The organism is Ottowia sp., from assembly GCF_035325765.1.
In the GTDB taxonomy this organism is placed as follows: Bacteria; Pseudomonadota; Gammaproteobacteria; order Burkholderiales; family Burkholderiaceae_C; genus Ottowia.
Genome location: NZ_DAOKZG010000003.1, coordinates 149827 through 168425, shown reverse-complemented (window position 1 = coordinate 168425; position 18599 = coordinate 149827). Strand labels below are relative to the sequence as shown.

Below are 18599 nucleotides of genomic sequence, written 5' to 3'. Positions count from 1 at the left end.
CAAGCGCGGTGCCACCAGTGCGTCTGCGAAACCCGCCCGGCGCTCCACGCCCACACAAGGCGCGCCTCGCGCGGCACCAGCCTACGACCAGCAGGCCGTCCGCCGGATCCTCGACGGCGAAGGCGAGATCGGCGCTGGATCCGGGGCAGGGGTCACGCGTTCGCCCGATGTTGCTGCCAGCGAACCACCCCATCAACGCCTGACGCAATGGAGCGCGGACGTCTTCCAGGCCATCGAATGGCGCCGCTTCGAAGCCGTATGTGAAGCGCTGTTTGCCCAGGCCGGGTTCGAAACGCGCGCCCAGTCACACGGGCCGGATGGCGGCGTGGACATCTGGCTGCACTCGCGCAACGCCAGCGGGCCGGTGGCGGTGGTGCAGTGCAAGCACTGGCAGGGCAAGCCGGTGCCGGTGGGCGCGGTGCGCGAATTCCTGGGCGCCATGGCGGCGCACAAGGTTGAGCGCGGCACCTATGCGACCAGCTCCACCTTCACGGCCGACGCGCTGGCCTTTGCTCGGGCCAACGGCATCAACGCGCAGGATGGCGCGGGGCTTCTGCGGCTGATCGGCCAGCGCACGCCCGAACAGCAGGCCGCGCTGCTCGCGGTGGCCTTCGAAGGAGAATACTGGCGCCCCACCTGTCCGAGCTGCAGCGTGAAGCTGGTGGAACGCAAGAAGCGCCGTACCGGCTCTCGCTTCTGGGGCTGCACCAACTACCCGCGCTGCACATACACCCTGCCGATGAGCGGCGCCGCGACGGACATGGCGGCGATGCCACGCTGACCTGTCCCGACACCAGTCGCAGAAGATACTGGCCCGGCGTTTGACCTGATTCCGCTCAGCCACCCATCCAGATCGACCGGCAAACCTGCAACAGCCGACACTCCATCAGACGGGGTTACCATCGGCGCCCATGCTCGCCAACCTCACCCCCTTCCTCCTGCACTGGGCCATCACGGCCTTCGGCCTGTGGGTGGCTTCGCACGTGTTCAAGGGCCTGCGCTTCGACGGCACGGGCGCGCTGGCGGTGGCGGCCCTGCTGCTGGGCCTGGCCAATGCGATCGTGCGGCCGTTGCTGGTATTCCTGACGCTGCCGCTCACCCTGCTCACCTTCGGCCTGTTCCTGCTGGTGATCAACGCCCTGGTGCTGATGCTGGTGGCACGGCTGGTGAACGGCTTTCACCTGGACGGCTTCTGGACCGCGTTCTGGGCCAGCATCTTCATGTCGCTGCTGAGCCTGGTGCTGGGACTGGTGCTGGGCGGCACGCCGGAGTTCACCATCGAGACCAGTCCGGGGCCGGGGCAGACCTGGTTGTAAGCAGTGCACCCACGGCGGCGGCGTCCGCCTCGCCTGCCGGCACCACCCTGACGTGTGCAGTGGCGGCGCGGCGTTGCTACGATTCCGCCCATGACGATCCTTCAGACTCCCTTTCCGCTGGGCTGGCAGCATTACCTGTTCGGCGGCCTGTGCGTGGGCGGCGGCGTCGCGCTGCTGTTCCTGCTCACGGGGCGCGTGGGCGGCATGAGCTCGGTGTTTTCCAGCACCTGGTCGTTCGTGCTGCGGCGCCCGTTCTTCCAGCAGCCACGACTGGTGAACACGCGCGGCTGGCGGCTCGAGTACGCGCTCGGGCTGATCCTGGGAGCCTTTGCCTGGTGGCTGTGGCGCGGCGGCGGCGTGCCCGAGACCACCGGCGTGCCATGGTGGCTGCTGCTCGTCGGCGGCTTCATCGCCGGCTACGGCGCGCGTCTGGGTCATGGCTGCACCTCGGGGCACGGCATCTGCGGCCTGGGATCGCTGCAGTGGCCTTCGGCGCTGGCCGTGCTGACCTTCATGGCCACGGCCTTCCTGACCGCCAACCTGGTGACGAGGTGGCTGGTATGAATACGGCGAAGGGACTGGCCACGCTGGCCGCAGGCGCGCTGTTCGGCTTCGGGCTGGCGCTGTCCACCATGATCCGCCCCGAGGTGGTGCTGAGCTTCCTGCAACTGCAGGACCTGGGCCTGGCCCTGGTCATGGGCGGCGGCGTGGTGGTCACGCTGCTCGCCTACAAGCTGCTGCCACGCCTGCTGAAGCAGCCATTGCTGGGAGGCGCCTTCGGCGTGCACCCGAGCGACTGGAACCGGGACACGCTGGTCGGCGCGGCCCTGTTCGGCATTGGCTGGGGCCTCACGGGCGTGTGCCCCGGCCCGGCGATCGCGGGACTGGGCGCAGGCAACCTCACGCTGCTGTGGGCGATCGCCGGCCTCGCGCTGGGCGCGCTGGCGCAGGGCTGGATGGCCGATCGCTGATGCCGCGCGGAGGGTTGCGGGCGCTCAGGCGGCGCTCGCCAGCTCACGGGCCAGATGGGCGCCCGCCAGCGCCGCGACCTCGCTTGCGGGCAGGGGCTTGAGCCGATGGTCGCTCCAGACCTGGCGCCACAGGCGCGCGCCGCGCCGGCCATGGTGCAGGCCCAGCATGTGGCGCGCGATGGCCGACCAGGGCGTGCCGTCCTCGGCCAGTTCGCGCGCCATGTAATCGACCATCTCGAACTCGACCTCGTCCGGCGTCAGTGCGCAAGGCTGTCCTCCCAGGAAGTCGGCATCCCAGCGGCTCATGATCCAGGGATGGTGGTAGGCCTCGCGACCCAGCATCACGCCGTCGACATGCTGCAGGTGCGCGGCAATCTGTGCGTCGCTGGTGACGCCGCCATTGAGCACGATGGTGAGATCGGGGAAGTCCTGCTTGAGCCGATGGACCTGCTCGTGGCGCAGCGGCGGGATTTCGCGGTTTTCCTTCGGACTCAGGCCCTTGAGCCAGGCGTTGCGCGCATGCACGATGAAGACGCGGCAGCCGGCCTCGGCGACCGTGCCGACGAAGTCCCGCACGAAGTCGTAGCTCTCCACGCGGTCGACGCCGATGCGGTGCTTGACGGTGATGGGCACATCGACGACGTCGACCATGGCCTTGACGCAGTCGGCCACCAGCGCCGGTTCGGCCATCAGGCAGGCGCCGAAGGCGCCGCGTTGCACGCGCTCGCTCGGGCAGCCGCAGTTGAGGTTGATCTCGTCGTAGCCCCAGCGCGCGCCAATGCGCGCGCACTGCGCCAGCTCGGCCGGCTCGCTGCCGCCCAGTTGCAGCGCCAGCGGATGCTCCACCGGGTCGAAGCGCAGGTGCCGCCGCTCGGCCCCGTGCAGCAGCGCGCCGGTGGTCACCATCTCGGTGTAGAGACGCGTGCGCTTCGTCAGCAGGCGGTGCAGGTAGCGGCAGTGCTTGTCGGTCCAGTCGAGCATGGGCGCCACGGACAGGCGCCAGGGGTTCGGAGCAGTGGCAGCGCAGACAACGGGCATGGTGCGATTATCCCGTTCCCCCACGAAAAACCCCGCCGCAGCGGGGTTCGGTGCTCAGGCACGGCGCGCCGTCATTCCATGTGCAGGCCGCCGTTGCAGGCAAAGTTGGCACCCGTGGTGAAGCCGGCGTCGTCGCTGGCCAGCCAGGCGACGATGGAGCCGATCTCCTCGGGCGTGCCCAGGCGCTTGACCGGGATGGTGGCGACGATCTTCTCGAGCACGTCGGGGCGGATCGCCTTGACCATGTCGGTGCCGATGTAGCCGGGGCTGACGGTGTTGACGGTGACGCCCTTGTTGGCCAGTTCCTGCGCCAGCGCCATCGAGAAACCGTGCATGCCCGCCTTGGCCGCCGAGTAGTTGGTCTGGCCGGCCTGGCCCTTCTGGCCGTTCACCGAGCTGATCTGGATGATGCGGCCAAAGCCGCGCTCGACCATGTCGGGCACCACCTGCTTGGTGACGTTGAACATGCTGTTGAGGTTGGTGTCGATCACCGCGTCCCAGTCCTCGCGCGACATCTTCAGGAACATGCGGTCGCGCGTGATGCCGGCGTTGTTCACCAGCACGTCGATCGGTCCGTGCTCGGCCTTGGCCTTGGCGAAGGCATCGGCGGTCGACTGCCAGTCGCTCACGTTGCCGACGCTGGCGTGGAAGGTGTAGCCCTGCGCCTTCTGCTCGTCCAGCCATTTCTGGAAATCGCGCGTCGGGCCGCAACCGGCAATGACCTTGAAGCCCTCCTTGTGCAGGCGCTGGCAGATGGCGGTGCCGATGCCGCCCATGCCGCCGGTGACGTACGCTACTTTCTGACTCATGTGCTGTCTCCTAGAGGACCTATGAAAATCGGTGGCTGTCGGCACGCACGGCGCGACGACGCCAATCTAACCCAAAAAGTGGTGCCTGGACGATCCTGCGGCCGGATCGCCCGCCACCATCAGGCGCGCTCCACCGCCAGCGCCGCGCCCATGCCGCCGCCGATGCACAGGCTGGCCAGGCCCTTCTTCGCGCCGGAGCGCTGCATCTCGTGCAGCAGCGTGACCAGGATGCGGCAACCGCTGGCACCGATCGGGTGACCGAGCGCGATGGCACCGCCGTTGACGTTGACCTTCTTTGGGTCGACACCCAGCAGCTTGTTGACGGCGCAGGCCTGGGCCGCGAAGGCCTCGTTCAGCTCGAACAGGTCGACGTCGCCAACCTGCCAGCCCGCGCGCCCCAGCGCCTTCTGGGTCGCCGACACCGGACCGAGGCCCATGGTGGCCGGGTCCAGGCCGCTCATGCCGTAGCTGACGATGCGCGCCAGCGGCTTGAGGCCCAGGACCGCCGCCTTCTTCGCCGTCATCACCACCACGGCGGCGGCGCCGTCGTTGATGCCGCTGGCATTGCCCGCCGTCACGCTGCCCGCCTTGTCGAACGCCGGGCGCAGGCCGGCCAGGACCTCGGCCGTGGTTTTCTTGTTCAGGTGCTCGTCGGTATCGAACACGACGGGGTCGCCCTTGCGTTGCGGGATGCTGACCGGCGTGATCTCGTCCCTGAACTTGCCGGCGTCCTGCGCCGCGGCGGCCTTGTGCTGGCTGGCCAGCGCCAGTTCGTCCTGCATCTGGCGCGTGATGCCTTCCTGCTTGGCCACGTTCTCGGCCGTGATGCCCATGTGGTACTGGTTGTAGACGTCCCACAGGCCGTCGACGATCATCGAGTCGATCATCTTCCAGTCGCCCATGCGCTGGCCGTCGCGGCTGCCCAGCAGCACGTGCGGGCTGGCGCTCATGTTCTCCTGGCCGCCGGCCACCACGATTTCGCTGTCGCCGGTGGCCACCGCCTGCGCCGCCAGCATCACGGCCTTCAGGCCCGAGCCGCAGACGGCGTTGATGGTCATGGCCGGCGTTTCCTTGGTGATTCCGGCCTTGAGCAGCGCCTGGCGCGCCGGGTTCTGGCCGCTGCCGGCCGCCAGCACCTGGCCCATGATGACCTCGCCCACCTGGTCCAGCCCGACCTTGGCGCGCTCCAGTGCCGCCTTGATCGCGATGCTGCCCAGTTCAGGCGCCGGCACCTTGGCCAGGCTGCCGCCGAACCGGCCCACGGCGGTACGGGCCGCCGAAACGATGACGATTTCTTCCATTGCTGCTTTCTCCTGAAATTAAGGCTGCCCGCGCTTGCCGAACAAGCGCTGGAAGCCGCTTCTGACGATCGAATCAGTCTCCATCCCGCATGCGCCGCTCGCGCGGCGCATGAATCGGTTCCCGGCCCGCGCGGCGAGCACGTGGGGCGCGACGACACGGGGCGTGTGTCATCTCAGGCCTTGGCCTTGACATAACGCCCCGGGGCGGGCTCGATCACCTTGTATTTCGGTGCCTTGCCGTAGGACCTGGGCGCGGCCACCTGCTTGCCCGCATGGCTGGCCAGCCAGGCCGACCAGTCGTCCCACCAGCTGCCCGGATGTTCGGTGGCGCCAGCCACCCAGTCGTTCACGTTCGGCGGAAATTCGCCGTCCTCGCGCAGCCAGTGGCTGCGCTTCTTCGCGGCCGGCGGGTTGATGACGCCGGCAATGTGGCCGGACGATCCCATGACGAAGCGCTTCGCGCCGGGGAACACCTGGGTCGAGGCATAGGCGCCGCCGATCGGCACGATGTGATCCTCGCGCGAGCCGTACAGGTAGACCGGGATGTCGATCTTGCGCAGGTCGATCTTCTCGCCGCACACCGTCACCTTGTTCGGCTTGATCAGGTCGTTCTGCAGGTAGGTGTGGCGCAAGTACCAAGTGTAGAAGGGCCCGGGCAGGTTGGTCGAATCGCTGTTCCAGTAGAGCAGGTCGAACGGCGGTGGCGTCTGGCCCTTCAGGTAGTTGCCGACCACGTAGTTCCACACCAGGTCGTTGGGCCGCAAGAAGCTGAAGGTGCTGGCCATGTCCTGGCCCTTCATCAGGCCACCCTTGCCCATCTGCTTCTCGCGGTGGCGCACCATGGCCTCGTCGACGAACACGTCCAGCACGCCGGTGTCGCTGAAGTCGATCAGGGTGGTCAGCAGGGTGAACGCCGCCACGGGCTTCTCGCCGCGTGCCGCCAGCACGGCCAGGGCGGTGGTGAGGATGGTGCCGCCGACGCAGAAGCCGAGCGCATTGATCTGCCTGGCACCGGTGATGTCCCGCACGGTCTGGATGGCCTTGATCGCCGCATTCTCGATGTAGTCGTCCCAGGTCGCCTGGGCCAGCGACTGGTCGGGATTGCGCCAGCTGACGACGAAGGTGCGGTGGCCCTCGCTCACCGCATAGCGGATCAGCGAGTTGGAAGGCTGCAGGTCCATGATGTAGAACTTGTTGATGCACGGTGGCACCAGCAGCACGGGTCGCTCGTACACCTTGGCCGTGAGCGGCTTGTATTCGATGAGCTGGAACAGCTCGTTCTCGAACACCACGGCGCCTTCGGTCGAGGCGACGTTCTTGCCCAGTTCAAACACGCTCTCGTCGGTCATCGAGACATGCCCCTGGCGCAGGTCGGCGAGCATGTTCTGCACGCCGCGCGCCAGGCTCTCGCCCTTGCTCGCCACCGCCTCCTTGAGCGCCTCGGGGTTGAAGGCCAGGAAGTTGCTCGGCGCCGCGGCGGCGGCCCACTGCTCGACCGCGAACACCAGGCGTGCCTTGGTCTTCGGATCGGCCTCGGCGGCTTCGGCGAGCGACATCAGGGTACGCGTGTTCAGCAAATAGACGGCGGCCGAGAAGGCCGCCAGCGGATTGCGCTCCCAGGCTTCGCCGGCGAAGCGCTTGTCCTTGAAGGTGAGGCTCGATTGCAGCGACTGGTTCCACAACTCGGTCGCCTGGCGCACATAGTCCTGCTGCAATTCAGCCAGCCGCTCGGGGGGGAAGGTGATCTTCGGGGCACGGGGCGTGCCGGCGCCCGCTCCCGCACCATTGAACGACTGCAACTGCTCGAGCGCCTTGGTCCAACCCGTCATGAATCCGGCCTGCGGTGCCTGGTTCGGCATCTGGGTCATGCTGCTCGCCCACTGCTGCCACATGGAAATCGCTTGATCGGGGGTCATCCGATGTCTCCTGGTCGTTCGTTTCGGTACTGCGCTGCGCTGGATCGGCCCTGTCGGCACAAGCTCCAGTATCGCCCATGGACATGCTGCCCCTGGCGCGTGCGCCATGGCGCGTGGACAGATGATGACATGTATTGCACTTTCTTATCAATGGCGCCAGATGCAGGCCGCCATGCGGCCGGTGGCGCCCAGCGTGCGCTGGTCGCGCCGGTGGGAGAAGTAGCGCGACGCGTTGCCCACCGTGCACCAGGCGGAGCCGCCGTCGTTGCCGTACACGCGTGACACGCCCAGGCGCTGCAGGCGCTGGCGCGCCAGCGCCTGAAGGTCGGCCAGATACTTGCCTGGCCGGGCCGCAATGAAGCAGGCAGCCGCCATCGGATCGCCATCGACGAAGGCCGCGTGCACCTCCGGGCCCACCTCGAACGCCTCCGGGCCGATGCAGGGTCCGAGCCAGGCCAGGACGTCCGGGCCGGACGACGCGCCCGCGCCAGGCGCCGGCCCGGATGCCGACGAAGCCCGCAAGCGCGCCAGCGTCTGTTCAAGCACGCCCGCGGCCAGGCCGCGCCAGCCCGCATGAATCGCCGCCACCCGCTGGCCCCGCGCGTCGCTCAGCAGCACCGGCAGGCAGTCGGCCACCATGATGGTGCAGGCGAGCGCGCGCTCGCTGGTCAGCACGGCGTCGGCGCTGATGCCGTCTGGCGTGTCGCCCGCCAGCGTCGCCACCCCGGTGCCATGCACCTGGCGCAGAAACACGGGGCGCGCGCCCAGGGCGTCGCGCAGCCGGACGCGATTGGTCGCCACCGCGGCCGCGTCGTCGCCCACATGGTCGCCCAGGTTGAAGAAGCGCCACGGGCCTCGCGAGGCACCGTCGCGGGCATTCATGCCGCGCAGCGTGAACACCGCACGCACCCCGTCGGGCGCGGGCCAGTCCGGCACCAGCCAGGCGGACCCCACTACGCCGCGTCGGGGCAGGCCGACGGCTGGGCCTGCTGGAACGCCTCCAGCGCCATGCAGGCGTCGAACACGCCCATGATGCGCGTCAGGCCGGCAAGATCGCAGTCGAAACGCTGGGCGTTGAAGATCTGTGGCACCAGGCAGCAGTCGGCCAGGGTCGGCGCATCACCGTGGCTGAAGCGCCCGGGTTGTTCGGCCAGGTGTGCCTCGTAGGCTTCCAGCCCGAGACGCACCCAGTGCCGGTACCAGGCCATCTTGGCGGCCTCGTCGGCCTGGAGCTGGTGCACCAGGTACTTGAGCACGCGCAGGTTGTTCAGCGGATGCACCTCGCAGGCAATCACCTGTGCCAGCGCCCGCACGCGCGCGCGGCCACCGGCATCGGCCGGCAACAGGCCCGGCTGCGGGTGCGTCTCGTCCAGATATTCGATGATGGCCATCGACTGCGTCAGGCGCCGGCCATCGTCGAGTTCGAGCACCGGCACCAGATGTTCGGCCGTGAGCGCGCCGAAGGCCGCGCTCTTCTGCTCACCCTTGACCAGGTGCACCGGCACGTAGTCGTAGGGCAGGCCCTTCAGGTGCAGCGCGATGCGCACCCGAAATGAAGCCGACGAGCGAAAGTAATTGTGCAGCCGCATGGCGGATGACTATAGCGCCTCGGCGCGACGTCATCCGGCCATGGGCCTCAGCGCACCGGCTGGCTGCCCGCGACGTCGGCACGCTCCGCCAGGAAGATCTCCACCCGCCGGTTTTGCGCGCGGCCGGCCGCCGTATCGTTGCTGGCGATGGGCTCGTGCGAGCCGCGGCCCTCGGTGCGAATGATGCGCGAATCGACGCCCCGCGCCGCGAGGTAGTCGCGCACGCTGTTGGCGCGCGCCAGCGACAGCGGGTTGTTGATGGCGTCGCTGCCGGTGGAATCCGCATGGCCGACGATGAATACCTCCATGCCCGGCTGCTCGCCCAGGCCCTGCGCGAACTGGTCGAGAATCGGCCGCAGGCGCGGCTGGAGGTCGGCGCGCCCCGTATCGAAGGAAATGTCGTTCGGGATGTGCAGCTTGAGCTGATTGTCCGCAGTCTGCGACACCTGCACCCCCGTGCCGGCCGTGGCCTGCTGCATCTGCTGGCGCTTGTTCTCCATGTACTTGGACCAGGCGTAGCCACCCAGCGCGCCCACGCCCGCCCCCACGGCGGCACCCTTGCCATTCCCGATCATGGCCCCGGCCACGGCGCCGACGCCGGCACCGATGGCGGTACCGCGCTGGGTCTCGGTCATGTTGGCGCAGCCCGTGATGGCGAACAGCACCGCAGTGGCCGTCAGGGCCAGGCCACGCGCCGGAATCTGCATTCGATGGATCATGTCGACATCCTTTCCTCGATGGGTTCTCCAGAAACGCTTGGCGGCACGCGCCCGGCGTGCTGCCAACGTCCTGATTAAACCAGCAGCCAAGCCAGGCGCTGCCAATCGCTTCGATTCAACTGCAACGCCTTGTGAGCGAAGTCGTGGTAATTCACGGCGACGTGCCGTATCCGCAACGAATGGCGCGAAAGGCGCCGGGGCGGCCGCGTCGAAGCCGAATGCACCGTCGCGCTGGCCGGCGCCATCGCGCGGGCTGGCCACGCCGGCCGGCCGTGCGCTGCCAGGCCTTGCCCTAAACTGACTGTGTGAAGTCCTCCGACCCGATCCGATACTGCCAGGTCTGCGGCACGCCGGTCGTCCACCGCATCCCCGACGATGGCGACACGCGCGAACGCGCAGTGTGTCCGGCCTGCGGCAAGATCCACTACGTCAACCCGCTGATGGTGGTCGGCACGGTGCCCTACCTGGGCGACCGCGTGCTGCTGTGCAAGCGCGCCATCGAGCCACGCCTGGGCAAGTGGACCCTGCCGGCCGGCTTCATGGAACTGGGCGAAACCATGGCCGAGGGCGCGGCACGCGAGACCGACGAAGAGGCCGGCGCCCACATCGAGATGGGCGCCTTCTTCAGCGCGATCAGCATCCCGCGTGTCGGCCAGGTGCATTTCTTCTACCTCGCCGCGCTGCTGGACGATCGGTTCGCCCCCGGCCAGGAGTCGCTGGAGGCACGCCTGTTCGCCGAGGCCGACATGCCCTGGGACGAGATCGCCTTTCTCACGGTACGCTGGACCCTCGAGTATTTCTTCGCGGACCGGCGTCGCGGCCACTTCGGCGTGCACGAGGCCAGCGTGCCCTGGTCACCCAAGCTGTGAGCGCGCCATGAGCGAAACGCCGCCGCTCGCCCTGTTGGCACCTGGCGACCCCTTCCCCTCGCCCCGCCAGGCCTGGCCTGCGGGCTCGCCCGCGCCCGGCCTGGTCGCGGCCGGCGGCGCGCTCGACGTCGCCACGCTGCGCGCGGCCTACGCCAGCAGCCTGTTCCCCTGGTACAGCGCCGGCGAGCCGATCCTCTGGTGGAGCCCCGATCCGCGCATGGTGCTGACCGTGCAGAACTTCCGGCTGCACCGCTCGCTGCGTCGCGCGGTGCAGCACTTCGCCGCCAATCCGGCCTGCGAGATCCGCTTCGACAGCGCGTTCGCGCGTGTCATCACGGCCTGCGCCCAGGCACCACGCCGCGGTCAGTCGGGCACCTGGATCGGACCCGACATGCGCGCCGCCTACCTGGACCTGCACCGGGCCGGCCACGCCCACAGCGTGGAAACCTGGATCGATGGCGAACTTGCCGGCGGCCTGTACTGTGTCGCCATCGGGCGCGCCGTGTTTGGCGAATCGATGTTCACGCGCGCGGCCAACGGCTCCAAGATCGCCCTGGCAGCGCTCGTCGCCTGGTGCCGGGAGCACGGCCTGCCCCTGATCGACTGCCAGCAGAACACCGGGCACCTGGCCTCGCTCGGCGCGGCGGAAATGCCACGCGAGCAGTTCCTCCAGGCCCTGGGCCGGCTGGTCGACCAACCCGCCCCACCCTGGCGCTTCGAGCCCGTATACTGGGCTCACCTGCTTTCCACCCAGTCAAGCCCGCGGTGACGCACCTCAAGGATCTTCCGCTCGAGACACTGCAGTTCTACGCCACGGCGCCCTACCCGTGCAGCTACCTGCCCGGGCGCATGGCGCGTTCGCAAGTGGCGACGCCCAGTCACCTGATCAGCAACGAGCGCTACGGCGAACTGGTGCGACTGGGCTTCCGGCGCAGCGGCATGTTCACCTACCGACCGCACTGCGACGGCTGCCAGGCCTGCGTGCCGGTGCGCGTGCGCGTGCGCGAGTTCCAGCCCGACCGCAGCCAGCGGCGCGCGCGCGCGCGCCATGGCGGATTGCAGGCGCGCGTGCTGCGCCTGGGCTACGTGCCCGAGCACTATCAGCTCTACCTGCGCTACCAGGCGCGGCGCCACACGGGCGGCGGCATGGACCACGACAGCATCGACCAGTACACGCAGTTCCTGCTGCAAAGCCACGTCGATTCGCGGCTGGTCGAGTTTCGCGAGCCCGCGGACGCCGCCCAGCCCGGCGCGCTGCGCATGGTATCGGTGGTCGACGTGCTGGGCGATGGCCTGTCGGCCGTCTACACCTTCTACGACCCGGACCCGCACGCCAGCTACGGCACCTGGGGCGTCCTCTGGCAGATCGAGCAGGCACGGCATCTCGGCCTCCCCTATGTCTACCTCGGGTACTGGATCGAGCACAGCCCGAAAATGGCCTACAAGGCGCGCTTCCGCCCGCTCGACCGGCTGCTGGGCGGCCAGTGGCGCAGCGACGAGGCGCCGGTCCCGCGCGCCCCGATCCAGATCACGGCGCGACGCGCCCGGGGCTGACGCAGCAGCCCGCACCGATGACCCGGCCATGCCCCGACCCAAGCCCGAAACCCATCTGACGCCCACGATCCAGGTGATCGAGCGCATGTTCACCCTGATCGACGTGCTGGCCTCGCGCGAGGAGGCGATGTCGCTCAAGGACATCAGCGAGCGCGCCGGGCTGCACCCGTCCACCACGCACCGCATCCTGAACGACCTGGCGTGCGGGCGCTTCGTCGATCGTCCGACGCCCGGCAACTACCGCCTGGGCATGCGCCTGCTGGAGCTGGGCAACCTGGTCAAGGGCCGCCTGTCGGTACGCGACGCGGCACTGGCGCCGATGCGCGAATTGCACCGCCTCACCCAGCAGCCGGTCAACCTGAGCGTGCGCCAGGGCGATGAGATCGTCTATATCGAGCGTGTATTCAGCGAGCGCTCGGGCATGCAGGTGGTGCGCGCCATCGGCGGCCATGCTCCCCTGCACCTGACCTCGGTGGGCAAGCTGTTCCTGGCCACCGAGGACCTGCAGCGCGTGCGCGCCTATGCGACGCGCACCGGCCTGGCCGGACACACGCGCAACAGCATCACCGAACTGCCGGCCCTGGAGCGCGAACTGGTGCGCGCGCGTCACATGGGCATTGCCTACGACAACGAGGAGCTCGAAACCGGCGTGCGCTGCATGGCCGCCGGCATCCACGACGACCAGGGCGAACTGGTGGCCGGCCTGTCCATCTCCGCCCCTGCTGGGCGCCTGGACGATGCCTGGGTGAGCAAGCTGCAGCAGACCGTGCGCGAGATTTCAGCAGCGCTCGGACACGGCAAATAGGCGACAACCGGCCCCCGCCCCGCCAGTTCCCCGTCCGGCGCGGCGCGCGCCAGGCCCGCGCGGACAACACCGCGCCGCATGGAGGGCGCCCCTACCCGGCGTTCGCGTGCGCAGCCATCGCGCCGCCCGCATGGCCCAGCGATTCGACCCAGCGCCGCACGCGCTCGGCGTCCGCGATCCGGCTGTACTTGCCGGTGGAATCGAGGAACACCATGACCAGCTTGCGCCCGGCAATGCGTGCCTGCATCACCAGGCAACGGCCGGCTTCGGAGATATAACCCGTCTTCTGCACGCCGATGTCCCAGTCCGGGTCGTGCACCAGGCCATTGGTGTTGCCATACTGCAGCACGCGCGAGCCGACCGCGATCTCCGAGCCGGGCGAGGTGCTCAGCTGGCGCAGCAGCGGGTCGCGCGACGCAGCCGCGACCAGCAGGGCCAGGTCCTGGGCGCTCGACTGGTTGGCGCTGGACAGTCCGGTCGGTTCAACATACCGCGTGTCCATCATGCCCAGCATCAGCGCGCGTGCATTCATCAGCGCCACGAAGCGCGCCAGCCCACCCGGATAGGTGCGTCCCAGGGCGTGGGCGGCACGGTTTTCGCTCGACATCAGGGCCAGGTGCAGCAACTCGCCGCGCGTGAGCTGCGTGCCCACCCGCAGACGCGAACGACTGCCCTTCTCGGTATCCACGTCGGCTTCCGTGATGGTGATCACCTCGTCGAGCGGCAGTCCCGAATCGGACACCAGCAGGCCCGTCATGAGCTTGGTCAGCGAAGCGATCGGCAGTACGGCATGCTGGTTCTTGCTCAACAGCACCTCGTGCGTGTCCTGGTCGACCACCAGCGCCACGCTGGACTTCAGGTCGAGCGGATCACTGGTTTCATGCAGGCCCGCGAGCTGCCCGAACGAAGCCCGCGCAGCGGGCGTGCGACGGGCCTCGGTGGCCGGGCGCTGCGCGCTGCGCTGCGTCTTGCGCGCCGCCACGCGCGACGGCTTGCCCTTGGCCGCGCCAGCCTGGCTGCTTGCGCGTGCCGTGCCGGTGCGAGCCCGATTCCTGGCTGGCGCCCTGACGGCGCGCGCCGGCTGCGCCTTCGCCGCGACCACGGGCCTGGCGGCCTTGCGCGCCTGGGCTGCCGGGGCCGCCTGCGCGCCCAGCAGACCCAGCATCGCCACCGCGACCAGCAGCGTGAATCGGCGCCACGTCCTGCCCAATTGCCTGTGTTTGCTCGCCGACCCCTGCATCACGCCATCCCAACTCGAAATCCGTTCGGGGCGGAGTGTACAGACTCAGAAAAAAAGACGCAATAACAATTGCTTGCGTCTTCTTGTTGAAGTACTGGATGAAAAATCAGGAACAATTCAGCCTTGTGCCGCGACCCGATCCGATTTGCTGTGCAACTTGTTGAGCGCGCTCAGATAGGCCTTCGCTGACGCAACGATGATGTCCGGGTCCGCCCCCACGCCGTTGACCACGCGGCCACTGTTTTGCAGGCGTACCGTCACCTCGCCCTGGCTTTCCGTCGAGCCGCTGATCGCGTTCACCGAATACAGCACCATCTCGGCCCCGCTCTTGACCTGCGACTCGATCGCCTTGAGCGAGGCATCGACCGGGCCATTGCCCTCGGCAGCAGCCCGCACCTCCTTGCCGGCCATGGTGAACACGATCTCGGCATGCGGCATTTCCCCCGTCTCGCTGTGCTGGGCCAGCGAGATGAAGCCGTAATGCTCCTTCTGCGGCGAGACGCTCTCGTCGCTCACCAGCGCCAGGATGTCCTCGTCGAAGATTTCGCTCTTGCGGTCGGCCAGCTCCTTGAAGCGTGCGAACGCGGCCATGATCTCGCCCTCGGACTCCAGCTCGACGCCCAGTTCCTGCAGGCGCTGCTTGAAGGCATTGCGGCCCGAGAGCTTGCCCAGCACGATCTTGTTGGCGCTCCAGCCGACGTCCTCGGCGCGCATGATCTCGTAGGTGTCGCGCGCCTTGAGCACGCCGTCCTGGTGGATGCCGCTGGCGTGCGCGAAGGCATTCGCGCCCACCACCGCCTTGTTCGGCTGCACCACGAAGCCGGTGGTCGAGCTCACCAGCTTGCTGGCGGGCACGATCTGGCTGGTGTCGATGCCCACTTCCAGGCCGAAGTAGTCGCGCCGGGTCTTCACGGCCATCACGACCTCTTCCAGCGAGCAGTTGCCGGCCCGCTCGCCCAGGCCATTGATGGTGCACTCGACCTGGCGCGCGCCGCCGATCTTCACGCCCGCGAGCGAGTTGGCCACCGCCATGCCGAGGTCGTTGTGGCAGTGCACGCTCCAGATCGCCTTGTCGCTGTTGGGCACCTTCTCGCGCAGCGTCTTGATGAAGTTGCCGTACAGCTCGGGCACCGCGTAGCCGACGGTGTCGGGGATGTTGATGGTGGTCGCGCCTTCCTGGATCACGGCTTCGCAGATGCGTGCCAGGAAGTCGAGGTCGCTGCGGTAGCCGTCCTCGGCACTGAACTCGATGTCGTCCATCAGGTTGCGCGCGAAGCGCACCGACAGCCGTGCCTGCTCGAACACCTCGTCCGGCGTCATGCGCAGCTTCTTCTCCATGTGCAGCGGGCTGGTGGCGATGAAGGTGTGGATGCGCCCACGCGCCGCGCCCTTGAGCGCCTCGGCGGCGCGCGCGATGTCGCGGTCGTTGGCGCGCGAGAGCGAGCACACGGTGGAGTCCTTGATCACCTGGGCAATCGCCTTGACGCACTCGAAGTCGCCGTTGCTGCTGGCGGCAAAGCCGGCCTCGATCACGTCCACGCGCAGGCGTTCGAGCTGGCGCGCGATGCGCAGCTTCTCGTCGCGCGTCATGCTGGCGCCGGGCGACTGCTCGCCGTCGCGCAAGGTGGTGTCGAAGATGATGAGCTTGTCGGTCATGGCAGGGGTTCTCCGGATGGACTGGGTTCGGCCTCGTGAGCGCGGCGGCGGGCCGGAAGCAAAAAGGCCCGCTGCGGGTGCAAACGGGCCTTTGCTGGAAAGAATTGCGCGCGCTAGCGTACCGGCCCGTTCGAGATGGCCAGTAGTCGTAGCGCCAGCAATTGCTTCATGGCCTGAAAATATAGCACACGCGGGGCGGCGCCATCAGTCGCCGTGCAGGCCGCGTTCGTCGGGCTCGTCGGTGGAGGTGCTGACGATGCTGGCATGCTGTCCCTTGGCCTTGCGCCAGGCATAGATCACATAGCCCGACAGCGCGTAGCCCACGAACACCAGGAACAGCAGGGTCGCCGGTTCGATGCTGACCAGCGCGATCGCCAGCGCGGCAACCACCAGCACCGCGAACGGCACGCTGCGCCGCCCACGCAGGTCCTTGAAGCTGTAGTAGGGCGTGTTGGTCACCATGCTGAGGCCGGCAAACAGCGTGATCGCGAACATCACCCAGGAGAAGTCGCCCCGTGCCACGCGCGCGCCGCCGAGCAGCGAGACCAGGGCGTGGAACAGCGGCACCTCCCGGTGCGCCTCGATCATGGCGCTGGTGAGCCAGATGAAGCCCGCCACCAGGGCCGCGGCCGCGGGCGAGGGCAGGCCCTGGAAATAGCGCTTGTCGACCACGCCGACGTTGACGTTGAAGCGCGCCAGGCGCAGCGCCGCGCAGGCGCAGTAGATGAAGGCGGCGAACCAGCCGGCCTTGCCGAGCGGCTGCAGCGCCCAGACGTAGGCCACCAGGGCCGGCGCCGCGCCGAAGCTGACCATGTCGGCAAGCGAGTCCATCTGCTCGCCGAACGCGCTTTGGGTGTGCGTCATGCGCGCCACGCGGCCGTCCAGGCTGTCCAGCACCATGGCGGCGAAGATGCCGGTGGTGGCCTGGCCGAACTGTCCGTTCATGGCCATCACGATGGCGTAGAAGCCGCCGAACAGCGCCGCCAGCGTGATCATGTTGGGCAGCGCGTAGATGCCCTTGCGGCGCCGCGGCGGCGGCCCGGGCTCGTCCAGCGGTCGCAGGGGGTCTGGGGTGTCGGGCATCACTCGGCAGGCGCGGGGGGATCGACGGGGCCGCGTGGCGCGCTCATCGCGCCGGCATCGGCCACGGACTGGGCAACCAGTGTAGCGGCCCGGCGTGAAGCAAAGGGCCACGCACTGCGTGGCCCTCGCGTGCCAGCGGCCGGCGGATCAGTTCTTCGACTTGTCGACCAGCTTGTTGGCCTTGATCCAGGGCATCATGGCGCGCAGCTTCTCGCCCACGACTTCGATCTGGCTCTCGGCGTTCAGGCGCCGGCGGCTTTGCAGCGTCGGCGCGCCCGCCAGGTTCTCGGCGATGAAGCTCTTGGCGTAGACGCCGGTCTGGATGTCCTTGAGCGCGCGCCGCATGGCCGCGCGGGTCTCGTCGGTGACGATCTTCGGGCCGGTCTCGTACTCGCCGTACTCGGCGTTGTTGCTGATCGAGTAGTTCATGTTGGCGATGCCGCCCTCGTAGATCAGGTCGACAATCAGCTTGAGCTCGTGCAGGCACTCGAAGTAGGCCATCTCGGGCGCGTAGCCGGCCTCCACCAGGGTGTCGAAGCCGGCCTTGATCAGTTCCACCGTGCCGCCGCACAGCACCGCCTGCTCGCCGAACAGGTCGGTCTCGGTCTCCTCGCGGAAGCTGGTCTCGATGATGCCGGCGCGGCCGCCCCCGTTGGCCATGGAATACGACAGGGCCAGGTCGCGCGCCTTGCCGCTCTTGTCCTGGTGCACCGCGATCAGCTGCGGCACGCCGCCACCCTGGGTGTAGGTGCTGCGCACGGTGTGGCCGGGCGCCTTGGGCGCGACCATCCAGACATCGAGGTCCTCGCGCGGCACGACCTGGCCGTAGTGCACGTTGAAGCCGTGCGCGAAGGCGAGCGAGGCGCCCTGCCGGATGTTGGGCTCGACCTGCTCGCGATAGACACGGGCGATGTGCTCGTCCGGCAGCAGGATCATCACGACGTCGGCCTGCTTGACGGCGTCGGCGACTTCGGCCACCTTGAGACCGGCTTTCTCGACCTTGGACCAGCTGGCGCCGCCCTTGCGCAGGCCGACCACGACCTTGACCCCGCTGTCGCTCAGGTTCAGGGCGTGTGCGTGGCCCTGCGATCCATAGCCGATGATGGCCACGGTCTTGCCCTTGATCAGCGACAGGTCGCAGTCCTTGTCATAGAAGACTTTCACGGGTTTCTCCTTTGGTGATTGAAGCGTTGTTCGGACGGGGCGGCGGCGCCACCCCGGAAATCAGATGCGCAACAGGCGCTCGCCGCGGCCGATGCCGCTGGCACCGGTGCGCACGGTCTCGAGGATGGCGCTGCGGTCGATGGCGTTCAGGAAGGCGTCGTTCTTCGCCAGGTCACCGGTCAGTTCGACGGTGTAGCTCTTGTCGGTGACGTCGATGATGCGGCCGCGGAAGATGTCGGTGGTGCGCTTGATTTCCTCGCGTTCCTTGCCGACGGCGCGCACCTTGACCATCATGTGCTCGCGCTCGATGTAGGCGCCTTCCGTCAGGTCCACCACCTTGACGACCTCGATCAGGCGGTTCAGGTGCTTGGTGATCTGCTCGATCACGTCTTCCGAGCCATGCGTCTGGATCGTCATGCGCGACAGGCTGGCGTCCTCGGTGGGCGCGACGCTGAGCGACTCGATGTTGTAGCCACGGGCCGAGAACAGACCCACCACGCGCGACAGTGCGCCCGCCTCGTTTTCAATCAGTACAGCAATGATGTGTTTCATGATTCGATTCCTCTTTT

At 68.2% G+C, this 18599-nt stretch carries 20 protein-coding genes; 8 read left to right on the top strand and 12 right to left on the bottom strand.

Going from position 1 to position 18599, the window contains the following annotated elements:
* The 4 genes from PKA16_RS02500 to PKA16_RS02485 form a co-directional block, all read left to right on the top strand.
* A partial coding sequence (locus PKA16_RS02500; RefSeq protein WP_324400055.1) for a restriction endonuclease occupies window positions 1-781 on the top strand: 781 nt, incomplete at its 5' end.
* 130 nt (window positions 782-911) lie between these two features.
* Window positions 912-1316 (top strand): phage holin family protein, encoded by a 405-nt coding sequence (locus PKA16_RS02495; RefSeq protein WP_324400054.1) that lies wholly within the window; start codon window positions 912-914, stop codon window positions 1314-1316.
* Between the two features lie 90 nt (window positions 1317-1406).
* Window positions 1407-1880, top strand: a complete 474-nt coding sequence (locus tag PKA16_RS02490; RefSeq protein WP_324400052.1) for a YeeE/YedE thiosulfate transporter family protein — start codon at window positions 1407-1409, stop codon at window positions 1878-1880.
* Window positions 1877-2287 carry a DUF6691 family protein gene (locus PKA16_RS02485; RefSeq protein ID WP_324400050.1) on the top strand — a complete coding sequence of 137 codons (411 nt, stop codon included), beginning with the start codon at window positions 1877-1879 and terminating at the stop codon, window positions 2285-2287. The genes PKA16_RS02490 and PKA16_RS02485 overlap by 4 nt, the downstream gene beginning before the upstream one ends.
* Before the next feature lie 24 nt (window positions 2288-2311).
* Here the strand turns inward: PKA16_RS02485 and dusA are convergent, their stop codons facing one another.
* The 7 genes from dusA to PKA16_RS02450 form a co-directional block, all read right to left on the bottom strand.
* Entirely contained in the window at window positions 2312-3325 is a 1014-nt protein-coding gene (gene dusA, locus PKA16_RS02480) for a tRNA dihydrouridine(20/20a) synthase DusA (protein ID WP_324400048.1), read from the bottom strand.
* Between the two features lie 71 nt (window positions 3326-3396).
* Window positions 3397-4134, bottom strand: coding sequence for an acetoacetyl-CoA reductase (gene phbB, locus PKA16_RS02475; protein ID WP_324400046.1), 738 nt, complete (start codon window positions 4132-4134; stop codon window positions 3397-3399).
* Between the two features lie 119 nt (window positions 4135-4253).
* Complete coding sequence (locus PKA16_RS02470) at window positions 4254-5435, bottom strand: acetyl-CoA C-acetyltransferase (RefSeq protein ID WP_324400044.1); 1182 nt, start codon at window positions 5433-5435, stop codon at window positions 4254-4256.
* 173 nt (window positions 5436-5608) lie between these two features.
* Window positions 5609-7351, bottom strand: a complete 1743-nt coding sequence (gene phaC, locus PKA16_RS02465) for a class I poly(R)-hydroxyalkanoic acid synthase (protein ID WP_324400043.1) — start codon at window positions 7349-7351, stop codon at window positions 5609-5611.
* Between the two features lie 147 nt (window positions 7352-7498).
* Window positions 7499-8233, bottom strand: a complete 735-nt coding sequence (gene pgeF, locus PKA16_RS02460) for a peptidoglycan editing factor PgeF (protein ID WP_324400041.1) — start codon at window positions 8231-8233, stop codon at window positions 7499-7501.
* Window positions 8234-8304: 71 nt separating this feature from the next.
* On the bottom strand, window positions 8305-8940 hold the full coding sequence (gene maiA, locus PKA16_RS02455; protein ID WP_324400039.1) for a maleylacetoacetate isomerase: 636 nt from the start codon (window positions 8938-8940) through the stop codon (window positions 8305-8307).
* A gap of 47 nt (window positions 8941-8987) precedes the next feature.
* Window positions 8988-9647 carry an OmpA family protein gene (locus tag PKA16_RS02450; RefSeq protein ID WP_324400068.1) on the bottom strand — a complete coding sequence of 220 codons (660 nt, stop codon included), beginning with the start codon at window positions 9645-9647 and terminating at the stop codon, window positions 8988-8990.
* A 317-nt stretch (window positions 9648-9964) separates the two neighbouring features.
* Between PKA16_RS02450 and PKA16_RS02445 the strand changes: the two genes are divergently transcribed.
* The 4 genes from PKA16_RS02445 to PKA16_RS02430 are packed head-to-tail and all read left to right on the top strand — an operon-like array spanning window position 9965 to window position 12887.
* The gene (locus PKA16_RS02445) at window positions 9965-10528 is read left to right on the top strand and encodes an NUDIX hydrolase (protein WP_324400037.1); all 564 of its coding nucleotides are present in this window, start codon (window positions 9965-9967) and stop codon (window positions 10526-10528) included.
* A 7-nt stretch (window positions 10529-10535) separates the two neighbouring features.
* Entirely contained in the window at window positions 10536-11297 is a 762-nt protein-coding gene (aat, locus tag PKA16_RS02440) for a leucyl/phenylalanyl-tRNA--protein transferase (RefSeq protein ID WP_324400035.1), read from the top strand.
* Complete coding sequence (locus tag PKA16_RS02435; protein ID WP_324400033.1) at window positions 11294-12082, top strand: arginyltransferase; 789 nt, start codon at window positions 11294-11296, stop codon at window positions 12080-12082. The genes aat and PKA16_RS02435 overlap by 4 nt, the downstream gene beginning before the upstream one ends.
* 28 nt (window positions 12083-12110) lie before the next feature.
* Window positions 12111-12887 (top strand): IclR family transcriptional regulator, encoded by a 777-nt coding sequence (locus PKA16_RS02430; RefSeq protein WP_324400031.1) that lies wholly within the window; start codon window positions 12111-12113, stop codon window positions 12885-12887.
* 91 nt (window positions 12888-12978) lie between these two features.
* Here the strand turns inward: PKA16_RS02430 and PKA16_RS02425 are convergent, their stop codons facing one another.
* The 5 genes from PKA16_RS02425 to ilvN all read right to left on the bottom strand — a co-directional run bounded on the left by PKA16_RS02425 (window position 12979) and on the right by ilvN (window position 18582).
* Window positions 12979-14052: a serine hydrolase gene (locus tag PKA16_RS02425; RefSeq protein ID WP_324400066.1), complete on the bottom strand. Its 1074-nt coding sequence runs from the start codon at window positions 14050-14052 to the stop codon at window positions 12979-12981.
* 192 nt (window positions 14053-14244) lie between these two features.
* Complete coding sequence (locus tag PKA16_RS02420) at window positions 14245-15783, bottom strand: 2-isopropylmalate synthase (protein ID WP_324400029.1); 1539 nt, start codon at window positions 15781-15783, stop codon at window positions 14245-14247.
* Between the two features lie 204 nt (window positions 15784-15987).
* Window positions 15988-16866, bottom strand: a complete 879-nt coding sequence (pssA, locus tag PKA16_RS02415) for a CDP-diacylglycerol--serine O-phosphatidyltransferase (RefSeq protein WP_324400027.1) — start codon at window positions 16864-16866, stop codon at window positions 15988-15990.
* Between the two features lie 147 nt (window positions 16867-17013).
* Window positions 17014-18030, bottom strand: a complete 1017-nt coding sequence (ilvC, locus tag PKA16_RS02410; RefSeq protein ID WP_324400025.1) for a ketol-acid reductoisomerase — start codon at window positions 18028-18030, stop codon at window positions 17014-17016.
* Between the two features lie 60 nt (window positions 18031-18090).
* Window positions 18091-18582, bottom strand: coding sequence for an acetolactate synthase small subunit (gene ilvN, locus PKA16_RS02405; protein WP_324400023.1), 492 nt, complete (start codon window positions 18580-18582; stop codon window positions 18091-18093).
* Window positions 18583-18599: the final 17 nt, after the last annotated feature.

Excerpts from the sequence above, each read along its gene's own strand:
- PKA16_RS02495 (WP_324400054.1), top strand. The coding sequence starts at position 912 with ATGCTCGCCAACCTCACCCCCTTCCTCCTGCACTGGGCCATCACGGCC.
- maiA (WP_324400039.1), bottom strand. The coding sequence starts at position 8,940 with ATGCGGCTGCACAATTACTTTCGCTCGTCGGCTTCATTTCGGGTGCGC.
- pssA (WP_324400027.1), bottom strand. The coding sequence starts at position 16,866 with ATGCCCGACACCCCAGACCCCCTGCGACCGCTGGACGAGCCCGGGCCG.
- pgeF (WP_324400041.1), bottom strand. The coding sequence starts at position 8,233 with ATGAATGCCCGCGACGGTGCCTCGCGAGGCCCGTGGCGCTTCTTCAAC.
- phbB (WP_324400046.1), bottom strand. The coding sequence starts at position 4,134 with ATGAGTCAGAAAGTAGCGTACGTCACCGGCGGCATGGGCGGCATCGGC.
- PKA16_RS02420 (WP_324400029.1), bottom strand. The coding sequence starts at position 15,783 with ATGACCGACAAGCTCATCATCTTCGACACCACCTTGCGCGACGGCGAG.
- phaC (WP_324400043.1), bottom strand. The coding sequence starts at position 7,351 with ATGACCCCCGATCAAGCGATTTCCATGTGGCAGCAGTGGGCGAGCAGC.
- dusA (WP_324400048.1), bottom strand. The coding sequence starts at position 3,325 with ATGCCCGTTGTCTGCGCTGCCACTGCTCCGAACCCCTGGCGCCTGTCC.
- PKA16_RS02470 (WP_324400044.1), bottom strand. The coding sequence starts at position 5,435 with ATGGAAGAAATCGTCATCGTTTCGGCGGCCCGTACCGCCGTGGGCCGG.
- PKA16_RS02490 (WP_324400052.1), top strand. The coding sequence starts at position 1,407 with ATGACGATCCTTCAGACTCCCTTTCCGCTGGGCTGGCAGCATTACCTG.
- aat (WP_324400035.1), top strand. The coding sequence starts at position 10,536 with ATGAGCGAAACGCCGCCGCTCGCCCTGTTGGCACCTGGCGACCCCTTC.
- PKA16_RS02450 (WP_324400068.1), bottom strand. The coding sequence starts at position 9,647 with ATGCAGATTCCGGCGCGTGGCCTGGCCCTGACGGCCACTGCGGTGCTG.
- PKA16_RS02485 (WP_324400050.1), top strand. The coding sequence starts at position 1,877 with ATGAATACGGCGAAGGGACTGGCCACGCTGGCCGCAGGCGCGCTGTTC.
- PKA16_RS02430 (WP_324400031.1), top strand. The coding sequence starts at position 12,111 with ATGCCCCGACCCAAGCCCGAAACCCATCTGACGCCCACGATCCAGGTG.
- PKA16_RS02425 (WP_324400066.1), bottom strand. The coding sequence starts at position 14,052 with ATGCTGGGTCTGCTGGGCGCGCAGGCGGCCCCGGCAGCCCAGGCGCGC.
- ilvN (WP_324400023.1), bottom strand. The coding sequence starts at position 18,582 with ATGAAACACATCATTGCTGTACTGATTGAAAACGAGGCGGGCGCACTG.